Annotated in this window: 8 protein-coding genes; 3 read left to right on the top strand and 5 right to left on the bottom strand. The window is 68.7% G+C overall.

What is annotated here, in order from left to right; translation table 11 throughout:
- Both FV220_RS07875 and FV220_RS07870 read left to right on the top strand, forming a co-directional pair.
- The coding region (locus FV220_RS07875; RefSeq protein WP_246689408.1) for an EAL domain-containing protein at window positions 1-999 on the top strand (999 nt) is incomplete at its 5' end.
- A gap of 117 nt (window positions 1000-1116) precedes the next feature.
- Window positions 1117-2031, top strand: coding sequence for a TIGR01459 family HAD-type hydrolase (locus tag FV220_RS07870; protein ID WP_147830545.1), 915 nt, complete (start codon window positions 1117-1119; stop codon window positions 2029-2031).
- A gap of 58 nt (window positions 2032-2089) precedes the next feature.
- On the opposite strand, the gene FV220_RS07865 is transcribed toward FV220_RS07870, so the two are convergent.
- Window positions 2090-2623 (bottom strand): protein phosphatase CheZ, encoded by a 534-nt coding sequence (locus FV220_RS07865; protein ID WP_051074447.1) that lies wholly within the window; start codon window positions 2621-2623, stop codon window positions 2090-2092.
- Between the two features lie 61 nt (window positions 2624-2684).
- Window positions 2685-3068, bottom strand: a complete 384-nt coding sequence (locus tag FV220_RS07860; RefSeq protein WP_018046001.1) for a response regulator — start codon at window positions 3066-3068, stop codon at window positions 2685-2687.
- 277 nt (window positions 3069-3345) lie between these two features.
- Between FV220_RS07860 and FV220_RS07855 the strand changes: the two genes are divergently transcribed.
- Complete coding sequence (locus tag FV220_RS07855) at window positions 3346-4359, top strand: bifunctional riboflavin kinase/FAD synthetase (protein WP_147830543.1); 1014 nt, start codon at window positions 3346-3348, stop codon at window positions 4357-4359.
- A 39-nt stretch (window positions 4360-4398) separates the two neighbouring features.
- Here the strand turns inward: FV220_RS07855 and FV220_RS07850 are convergent, their stop codons facing one another.
- The 3 genes from FV220_RS07850 to FV220_RS07840 form a co-directional block, all read right to left on the bottom strand.
- Window positions 4399-5169, bottom strand: a complete 771-nt coding sequence (locus tag FV220_RS07850; protein ID WP_043765038.1) for an anti-sigma factor — start codon at window positions 5167-5169, stop codon at window positions 4399-4401.
- A 92-nt stretch (window positions 5170-5261) separates the two neighbouring features.
- Complete coding sequence (locus FV220_RS07845; RefSeq protein WP_056160596.1) at window positions 5262-5903, bottom strand: sigma-70 family RNA polymerase sigma factor; 642 nt, start codon at window positions 5901-5903, stop codon at window positions 5262-5264.
- Between the two features lie 48 nt (window positions 5904-5951).
- A complete protein-coding gene (locus FV220_RS07840) occupies window positions 5952-7061 on the bottom strand; it encodes a patatin-like phospholipase family protein (protein WP_238254225.1) in 1110 nt (369 codons plus the stop codon).
- Between the last annotated feature and the right edge of the window lie 417 nt (window positions 7062-7478).

Raw genomic sequence — 7478 nt, 5'->3', positions numbered from 1 at the left:
CCCGTCCTCGATGCCCCCGTCGTCCCGCCGCCTTCCCCGGCATTCCGCAACGAGATGGGCGGGACCCCCTGGGTGCCCCGAGCCTGGCCGCCGCTCGAGCGGTCCGAGCCCGTCACGGACCGGGCGCGGCCGGACCGGAGCCACGATGCGGTCATGGTCGCGGCCTTCGACGGCGACGGGCTCGAGGTCCATCTCCAGCCCATCGTCTCCCTGCCCCAGCGCAAGGTCGTGTCCTACGAGGCACTGGCGCGCCTGCGCCTCGGCGCCGACATCCTCAAGCCGGAACTGTTCCTGCCGGTCCTCGAACGCCATGGGCGGACGACCGAGCTCGATCGACGCATGCTTCCCCTGGTCGCCACCGTGGCACGCCATCTCAGCGGGCGCGGCAGTCAGGCCGCGGTGACCTACGCCCTGTCGCCGCATTCCCTGTTCGAGCCCGGCTTCCTGCGCACGCTGCCTCGGCTGCTCGTCGGCGAGCCCGGCCTGTCGGGACGCCTCGTGATCGCGCTGCCCCAGTCGAGCTGGCGCAGCCTGGACGCCGAGCAGGCGGGCGCGCTGGCGGAACTGCGCGGTCGTGTCGGCTTCGCCCTGGACCGTCCCGTGGACCTGCGCCTCGATCCGCTGGCCCTGGCCGACCGGGGCGTCAGCCAGGTCAAGGTCCCCGCCGATCTCCTGCTGCGTCCCGATTCCCGCCAGGCCATGCCCGATATCGCCCTCGACGATCTCGTCGCCTCCCTGTCCCGGGCCGGCATCCGGCTCGTCGCGGAGTCGGTGGAACGCGAGAGCGACGTGCCGGATCTCATCGATCTCGACGTGCCGCTGGCGCAAGGCACCGTCTTCGCTCCGGCGCGGGCCGTGCGGGCCGAAGTTCTCGCCGCCGCTCCGCCACAGGCCGCGCCATCCCCGGCGCCGCCTCCGTCCCGAGAACCCGGCGGCGACGATCCGGAACCGCCGCCGCAGCGTCGGCCGTTCCGCGATTTCCTGCGCCGCGCCGGCTGAAGCAGACTCGCCCGGACCCCGGCGCGTCGATAGTGCTGCGTTGATTTCAGGGCGTGGGCGGCCTAACCGGTCAGCCATTCTCGATGCCCCCGATACCTTGCCAGTCAGGCCAGATTCATGAGCGAAACGATCGCGCGCGCCGCATCCTCGGCTGCGGTTCCGATTCTGGGCGGGCTTTCCGCCGTCGCCGAGCGCTACGACCTCATCCTGTGCGACGTCTGGGGTGTCCTGCATGACGGGACGCGGGCCCATGCGGGGGCGGGCGAGGCGCTGATCCGATTCCGCACCCTGCCCGAGGACGGTCGCCGGCGGCGCGTCATCCTCGTCTCTAACGCGCCCCGCCCCTGGGCCGGCGTCCGGACCATCCTCGACGGCTACGGCGTGCCGCGGGAGGCCTACGATGCCATCCTCACCTCCGGCGACCTGACCCGGCGGCTGATCGCCGAGCATCCGGGCGAGCGCATCCACCATCTCGGGCCGGAACGCGATGCCACGATCTTCGATGGCCTCGACATCCACCTCGTGGCGGCCGGGGAGGCGGATCGCGTGGTCTGCACCGGCCTGTTCGACGACACGACCGAGACGGCGGAGGATTACCGTGAGACGCTGGCCGGGTTCCGGGCGCGGGACGTGCCGATGATCTGCGCCAATCCCGATCTGGTGGTCGAGCGCGAGAAGAAGCTCATCCCCTGCGCCGGTCTGATCGCGCAGGCCTATGCGGAGATCGGCGGCGCGGTGACCTATGCCGGCAAGCCGTACCGCCCCGTCTACGAGGCGGCGCTCGCCATGGCGGCGGAGCTCGACGGTGGCTCCGCGCCGGACGTCGCCCGCGTCCTCGCCGTCGGCGACGCCCTGCGCACTGACATCGCAGGGGCGGCGGCCTACGGCATCCCGAACCTTCTGGTGGCGCGAGGCATCCACGCAGAGGAACTCGGCGTTCTCGCCGAGCACGACACGCTCGGCGAGGTGTCCGAATGGCTTGCTCGGCAGGATGTTCGCCCGGATGCCGTCATCGAGCGGCTGATCTGGTAGCGTTCCCGGATCTCATCGGCCCCGGATCTCATCGGCCCCAAGCGGCGAGACCCGCCGATCAGGAGAACAGGGCGTCGATCTCGTCCTGGGCGGTGGCGGGCCCTTTGATCTGTGGTCCGTTGAGGAGGAGGAGCTCGGCTCGCACCCGGCGCTCCACCTCGGCCGGGTCGACGCCACCCTCATCCTTCGCCTTCACCGCGGCGGCAAAACGCGTGAGGCGGCTTTCGAGCTGGCGCAGGGATTCGCTCACCTTGGCGATCCGCTGGCCCGTGATGTCCTGGAACGTGCACGCCTCGAAGATGTCGTTCATCCGTGCCTCGACGGCGGCGCGGTAGTTCTTGTCGTTGGGCAGGCTGAGGATTTCCTCGGCCGCATTCATGATGGAGTTCGTCGCCCCCGCCGTCGCCTCGACGACGCTGCCGAGCTCCTCATGCGCCATCGGCAGACGGTCACGGGTGAGCTCGTTTGCCCGCAGGGCCGCGATCTCCCTGCGGACATGCGCGATGTAGTCGGCGATCTCGACCAGCTCCCGGATCAGCGACGGTCGCGTCGATGCCGGGTCAGGGCTGGCCTTCCGTGACTTTTCCGCCATGGCCATCGCTTGTTGCTCCACGATGCTGTGAGTCGCCGAAGAAAGAGATCGGGTCTGCGGCTCAAGCGCCGCAAACAGCCTCGATCTTGCTTTTCAGCGTCGCCGCATTGAAGGGCTTGACGATGTAGTTGTTCACGCCGGCCTTCTTGGCCGCGATCACGTTCTCGGTCTTCGATTCGGCGGTGACCATGATGAACGGCGTGGTGCGCAGGGCCTCGTCGGCACGCACGTGGCGCAGCAACTCGTAACCGGTCATGGGCTCCATGTTCCAATCGGAAATCACGAGGCCGTATTTGCGGTTCTTCAGCCGGGCGAGGGCGGCGGTTCCGTCAGAGGCATCGTCGACCTCTTCGAAGCCGAGCTGCTTGAGCAGGTTGCGGATGATGCGGACCATCGTCTGATAATCGTCCACGACGAGGATCGGCATGCCGAGATCGAGGGCCATGGGTCGGGGTGCTCCGTCGGTGCAGGGCCGGTGCGGCATGCCGCGAACCGGAGAAAGTGGCAAAAAATTGGGGGAAGCGCCGCCTCGCGCCGCCTCTCGTTCGTGAAAGTACCTCGCCCAGCATTGCGAAGCGGTTAACTGCGCAAGGGATCGCGCATCCTCCGTCGATCGGGCGGCCGCTTCCCTTGACCCCCCTCCGGCTTTTCGACAGGTTCCCGCGCGGAATCCCCCACGGTCGCCGCTTCGGCCGCAGCTTCTTCGAGACCATTTGAACCCGATGGCGCCAGCCGACGATCCTTCCGTGCGCCCCGGAGCCGCCTCCCCGTCGGGGCGGCCCTTCACGATCTGCCGCGAGGACGAAGCGGTGCCGGCGGCCCTTGCCGGCGCCATCGCGGCGATCGGCAATTTCGATGGCGTTCACCGGGGCCACGGCGCTCTCGTGGAAGCCGTCCGCGAGGAGGCCGACCGGCGCGGCGTGCCGGCGGTGATGCTGACCTTCGAACCGCATCCGCGCGCCTATTTCGCCCCCGACCTGCCGATGTTCCGGTTGACGGGATCGGCTGCCAAGGAAATCGTCTTCGCCCGCCTCGGCCTCGACGGCCTGATCGTGCGCCGTTTCGACGCTCTCATGGCGGGGACCACTGCCGCCGAGTTCGTCCACGGCCTGCTCGTGCGCGATCTCGGCCTCACCGGCGTCGTGATCGGCCACGACTTCCATTTCGGGCGGGGACGCGAGGGAACGCCGGAGGTGCTGGCCCGGCTCTGCGCCGAAGCCTCCCTGGCATGCCGGATCATCCCCCCGGTCTCGATCGGGGAGGGCGAGGCTCCCGTCTCGTCGAGCGCGATCCGGGAAGCACTGCGACAGGGCGACGTCGTTCGCGCGAACCGGCTTCTCGGCTACCGCTGGTTTGTCTGCGGAGAAGTCCGGCACGGCGACAAGCGCGGTCGGACGCTGGGCTATCCCACGGCGAATGTGGCTTTGCCCGATTGTGCCCTCTCTCACGGCATCTATGCCGTCCGCATCGGGTTGCCCGATGGAACGGTGCGGGACGGCGTGGCGAGCTATGGCCGTCGTCCGACCTTCGACGACGGCGCGCCCTTGCTCGAGGTCAACCTGTTCGGTTTCTCGGGCGATCTCTACGGCCGGACCATCGCCGTGGAGTTCCTCGGCTACATCCGCGGCGAGGAACGTTTCTCCGGCGCCGAGGCGTTGATCGCCAGGATGGATGTGGATGCGGCCGAGGCGCGCACGCTCATCGCGAACGACCGAGTTCCGTCGATGATCGGCTGAGATCCGACGCGCGACGGCCGGGCCGCGCCATCCGGCGGATCAGCGCTTGGCGGGATCGATCGAGGCGAGGCGCCGCGCCGCCTCTTGCAGCGCATCCTGGTGGCCGTTGCCGCTGAGCGCATAGACCGAGCGACCCGCCGTCCAGTAGACGGTCTCGCCGTCGCCCGGGCTCGTCACCTCTCCGGTGAAGGCCGCCTCGTTGGTGCCCCGTGCCGCGAACAGGGAGATCTCGCCGAGATCGGGGGCGTCGATCATGACCTCGACCCCGGCCCCGTGACGCGCGGGCACGATCTGGACGTCGCGCACGGACCAATCCCCCGGCAGGTCCGGCAGGACGATGCCGGTGGCACCGGAGATGCCGGCCTTGTCGTAGCTCGGCGAGGCGGGCGAGCCGAGGCGGGCGCGGATCTGGGCTACCTCTCTCGCCTGGCGCGCATCGGCGACCAGGGCCGGATCCACCGGGGCGGCGAAGGTGTCGGGCACGCCGAACACGCCGGTGTCCGAATGCGCGATCCAGCCGGCACCCACGAGAAGCACGATCACCGCCGCCCGCTTGAGCCGCTCGCCCACGCGCCGCCAGGCCATGGACCGGTCGAGGCGGCGGGCCGCCGCGCGGTTGCGCTCCGGTCCCGGTCCCGGCAGTTGCGCGAAGGCCTGGCGCAGGGCGTCCCTGTCATGCATCTCGGCCATCACCCGCGCCGCCGCCTCCGGCGTGCGGGCGAGATGAGCTTCCACCTCGAGCCGGCGCATGACGTCGAGTTGGCCGTCGACGAAGGCGGCGAGGTCACTGTCGGTGATCGGGTCGATCATGACGGTCGTATCCAGTTCAACGATCGGAAACGGCGATGCTTCCATACAGTCCTGGTACTCGGAGGAGCCGAGTACCCTCGAATTCTGTGCGGTTACGAGCCGCCAATGGCTTTCGACGCGAGCCGGACGTCCTGCCGGGAATCCTGGCCGTTCCAGTCGCTGACGAGGCGCAGATGCGGTCGTTCGGGTCTGGCCGTCCCCGAACCCGGCGAGGATTCGGAGCGGCCGCGGCCGGTCTGGCCTTCCTCGAAGGCGCGCAGGGCGGCGCGACCGCGACCGAGGCGGGACATCAGCGTGCCGATGGGAATTCCGAGCACGGCCGCGGCATCCGCATAGGCCATGCCTTCGAGGGTCACGAGGTGGAGCGCGGCGCGCTGCTCCTCCGGCAGGGTCAGGAAGGCCTGACGGATCTGGGCGAGACGCACCTGTCCCTCCTGCGCGGGCGGCACGCTCTCGTCGCCCATCTGGACGAGGGCTTCGGCATGGCGGGCTTCCACCCGCTTGCGGCGCTGGTCGTCGATGAAGACGTTGTGCAGCACCGTCATCATCCAGGTCCGCAGGTTGGTGTTCGGCCTCACGGAGAGACCGGATTCCAGCGCGCGGACGAGGGTATCGTGGACGAGGTCGTCGGCCTTCAGTGCGTCGCGCGTCAGCGAACGCGCATAGCGTCGCAGCGGGACCAGCAGGTCGACGATGGAGGAAGCGGAGGCGGTCTGGGTGGGTTCGGCCGTCATGCTCAGTTAACGCGCGAGCCCGGCCGACTAATCCGGCCGGCCGGAACCCTATTGATAGGTCGCCTTGAGATTGAGCGTGCAGGTTCGTCCGATGCCCTCGTAATGCTCGGCGAGCCAAGCCTGCGCCGCCGCGCGGCCCTTGTCGCGCAGCCCTTCGAACACGCGCATCCGGGCATCCATCCGCGAGGAGGCCTTGTAATCGTCGAGGGCCCCAGTCCCATCGATGCGATGGACCAGCATGCGATGGTAGTCGTTGCGGCCGAGCACGCCGTCCTCGATCAGCCCGTCGACGAAATCGATGGCGCGCAGTTCCCGCATCAGGTTGGCGTTGAAGGTGATCTCGTTGAGCCGGTCCTGGATCTCCTCGCGCGAGCGAGGGGTCTCGCGGCGTTCCACCGGATTGATCTGAACCAGCACCACGTCGCGGGTCCGGGCACCGTGGAAGAGCGGGTAGATCGGCGGGTTGCCGAGATAGCCACCGTCCCAATAGGGCACGCCGTCGATCTCCACCGCCTGGAACACCGTCGGCAGGCAGGCCGAGGCCATCAGATGGTCGATGCTGAGGGAATCCCGCTCGAAGACGGCGAGCTTGCCGGTCCAGACATTGGTGGCCGAAACATAGATCCCGGCGGTCTCCGCCGTCCGGAGACGTTCGAAATCCACGTGCTTGGCCAGGGCCTTGCGCAGCGGGTTCACGTTGAGCGGGTTGGAGACGTAGGGGCTGGTCCTGAGCGCCCGCGTCCAGAAGTCCAGAACCGGGTTCTCGTTCCAGAAGTCGAAGAGCCGGTCGAACACGCCGCGCTGGGCCGGCCACAGGTCACCGTCGAGGCTCGCCTCGCGCCAGAACCGGTCGAGGGCGGCGCGGGCGCCCTCCGGCCCTCCGGCGATCCAGCCATCGACCATCACGACCGCGTTCATCGCCCCGGCACTGGCACCGGTGACGGCCTCGAAGGCGAGGCGGCCATCCTCGATCAGGGCATCGAGCACGCCCCAGGTGAAGGCGCCGTGGGCGCCGCCGCCCTGCAGGGCCAGCGCGACGGTCTTCTCGGCATTCGGACCGGCCAGGCTGACGGGCGGGCGCGAGGCGGGGCGCGGCGGCGCCACTTCCCTATCGGTAGAGGGCGAATCGACCGGGGCAGGCTGTTGGGAATCGAGCATCGTCAGCTCCACGTGGCAGAATTGCACAGACGCATCGATAAAGTGCGCATGGGCATACTGCATTGCAGCATCAAAGGTCGCAGGGCAGCAAAACGGTGGCTGCATGGATCGGTTCCGCTTGGGCCGTTCCTGTGGCGGACATGTCGCACTGCGCCAATTCCCTCGACATCGCCCATGGGATAAGACATGTCAGCCGACGCTGAGCCAACGTGTTGCGCGTGGTCCGTCCTGCCCCCTGGTTTCACCATGCGGTAAGCGGGCTTGACGCATGCGGCGCGCCATCTCAGCTAACCGGCAGGGGTCTAGATAACCGGACCCTTCACCCGATCTTCGCAAAGGATCGGCAGGATTCGATACCAGACGACCATGGCCGGGCGCTCGCTTCAGGGCAGGGCAGGCCAGGCCATAAGCAAGGTC

Source organism: Methylobacterium sp. WL19, assembly GCF_008040005.1.
Lineage (GTDB): Bacteria > Pseudomonadota > Alphaproteobacteria > Rhizobiales > Beijerinckiaceae > Methylobacterium > Methylobacterium bullatum.
Note: the sequence above shows the minus strand (reverse complement) of the source record. Positions and strands in the feature narration are given on the sequence as shown.

What these genes read in the sequence shown, in the direction of transcription:
- FV220_RS07870 (WP_147830545.1), top strand. Translation starts at nt 1,117, where the DNA reads ATGAGCGAAACGATCGCGCGCGCCGCATCCTCGGCTGCGGTTCCGATT.
- FV220_RS07865 (WP_051074447.1), bottom strand. Translation starts at nt 2,623, where the DNA reads ATGGCGGAAAAGTCACGGAAGGCCAGCCCTGACCCGGCATCGACGCGA.
- FV220_RS07860 (WP_018046001.1), bottom strand. Translation starts at nt 3,068, where the DNA reads ATGGCCCTCGATCTCGGCATGCCGATCCTCGTCGTGGACGATTATCAG.
- FV220_RS07855 (WP_147830543.1), top strand. Translation starts at nt 3,346, where the DNA reads ATGGCGCCAGCCGACGATCCTTCCGTGCGCCCCGGAGCCGCCTCCCCG.
- FV220_RS07850 (WP_043765038.1), bottom strand. Translation starts at nt 5,169, where the DNA reads ATGATCGACCCGATCACCGACAGTGACCTCGCCGCCTTCGTCGACGGC.
- FV220_RS07845 (WP_056160596.1), bottom strand. Translation starts at nt 5,903, where the DNA reads ATGACGGCCGAACCCACCCAGACCGCCTCCGCTTCCTCCATCGTCGAC.
- FV220_RS07840 (WP_238254225.1), bottom strand. Translation starts at nt 7,061, where the DNA reads ATGCTCGATTCCCAACAGCCTGCCCCGGTCGATTCGCCCTCTACCGAT.